Annotated in this window: 1 protein-coding gene; it reads left to right on the top strand. The window is 67.8% G+C overall.

The annotated features are described in order from the left end of the window. Positions 1-2,125 (top strand): beta strand repeat-containing protein (locus LQK84_RS25010; RefSeq protein ID WP_442967025.1); only part of this gene is annotated, 2,125 nt, incomplete at both ends.

Below are 2,125 nucleotides of genomic sequence, written 5' to 3'. Positions count from 1 at the left end.
TCGCAGCGCTCACCTCCAGCCAGGTCGGTGCTCTGACGACCGGTCAGGTTTCTGCCCTGACGACCGCCCAGCTTGCCGTGGTCACCACGGGCCAGATGGCGGCGCTGAGCTCTTCTCAGGTTGCTGCGATGACGACGACGGATGTCGCAGCGCTCACGACGACCCAGCTTGCCGCCGTCAGCACGGCAGCGATTGCCGGTCTCAGCTCCGCGCAGGTCGGCGTCCTGACCACCGGGCAGGTTGCGGCACTCACGACGGGTCAGGCGGGTGCTCTGACCTCGACGCAGATGGCTGCGATTTCTTCGGCCAACCTTGCGGTTCTGACGACCGGCAACGTGGCCGCACTCAGCACCAAGGCGATTGCCGGTCTGTCCTCCACCAACTTCGCGACGCTGTCGACCGGCCAGGTCGCAGCGCTCACCTCCAGCCAGGTCGGTGCTCTGACGACCGGTCAGGTCTCCTCGCTGACGACCGCCCAGCTCGCCGTGGTCACCACGGGCCAGATGGGTGCGTTGACCTCGACGCAGCTTGCTGCGATGACGACGACGGATGTCGCAGCGCTGACGACGACACAGCTTGCCGCCGTGAAGGCGACCGCGATCTCCGGTCTGACCTCAGCACAGGTTGGCGCGTTGACGACGGGTCAGGTTGCGGCGCTGACGACGGGCCAGGCGGCAGCCTTGACCTCGACGCAGATGGCGGCGATTTCTTCGGCCAACCTTGCGGTTCTGACGACCGGCAACGTGGCCGTTCTGAGCTCGAAGGCAGTTGCCGGTCTTTCGTCCGCTAACTTCGCGACGCTGTCGACCGGCCAGGTCGCAGCGCTCACCTCCAGCCAGGTCGGTGCTCTGACGACCGGTCAGGTCTCCTCGCTGACGACGGCTCAGCTTGCCGTGGTCACCACGGGCCAGATGGGGGCGTTGAGTTCCACGCAGCTTGCCGCGATGACGACGACGGATGTCGCGGCTCTGACGACCGGCCAGCTGGCCGCCGTCAGCTCGAGCGCGATCGCCGGTCTGACGTCTGCCCAGGTCGGCGTCCTGACGACGGGCCAGGTTGCAGCTCTGACGACGGGTCAGGCGGGTGCTCTGACCTCGACGCAGATGGCTGCGATCTCGTCCGCCAACCTTGCCGTGCTCACGACGGGTAACGTTGCTGCGCTCAGCACCAAGGCGGTTGCCGGTCTGTCCTCCACCAACTTCGCCACGCTCTCGACCGGCCAGGTCGCAGCCCTTACCGCGACGCAGGTTGGCGCCCTGACGACGGGTCAGGTCTCGTCGCTGACGACGGCCCAGCTTGCCGTGGTCACGACCGGCCAGATGGCGGCGCTGAGCTCTTCTCAGCTTGCCGCGATGACGACGACGGATGTCGCGGCGCTGACGACGACACAGCTTGCCGCCGTGAAGGCAACCTCGATCTCCGGCCTCACATCGGCGCAGGTCGGCGTCCTGACCACCGGGCAGGTTGCAGCTCTGACGACGGGTCAGGCGGGTGCTCTGACCTCGACGCAGATGGCCGCCATCTCGTCCGCCAACCTCGCCGTGCTCACGACGGGTAACGTTGCAGCGCTCAGCACCAAGGCGATTGCCGGCCTGTCCTCTACCAACTTCGCCACGCTCTCGACCGGCCAGGTGGCCGCTCTGACGAATGCGCAGGTTGGCGCCCTGACGACGGGTCAGGTCGCCTCGCTGACCACGGCCCAGCTTGCGGTCGTCACCACCGGCCAGATGGGGGCCCTGACCTCCACCCAGCTTGGTGCGATGACCACGACGGATGTCGCGGCTCTGACGACCGGCCAGCTGGGCGCCATCAGCACGGCGGCGATCAGCGGACTGACCACCGCACAGGTCGGCGCGCTGACGACGACGCAGATTGCGGCCCTCTCCACGGTGGCGGTCGGCGCGCTCAGCGCCACGCAGATCGGCGCGCTGGACTCGACAGACCTTGCCGCCATGACCACGGGTGACGTTGCCGCCATCAGCACGAAGGCGATCACCGGCATCTCGACCGCCAACTTCGCCACGCTGTCGACCGGCCAGATTGCCGCGCTGACGACCGCTCAGGTCGGTGCGCTCACGACGGGCCAGATCGCTTCGCTGACCACGGCCCAGCTTGCCGTCGTCAC

This window comes from Rhizobium sp. C4, from assembly GCF_021026315.1.
Classification (GTDB): domain Bacteria; phylum Pseudomonadota; class Alphaproteobacteria; order Rhizobiales; family Rhizobiaceae; genus Ensifer_A.
This window is presented reverse-complemented; position numbering and strand designations above follow the sequence as displayed.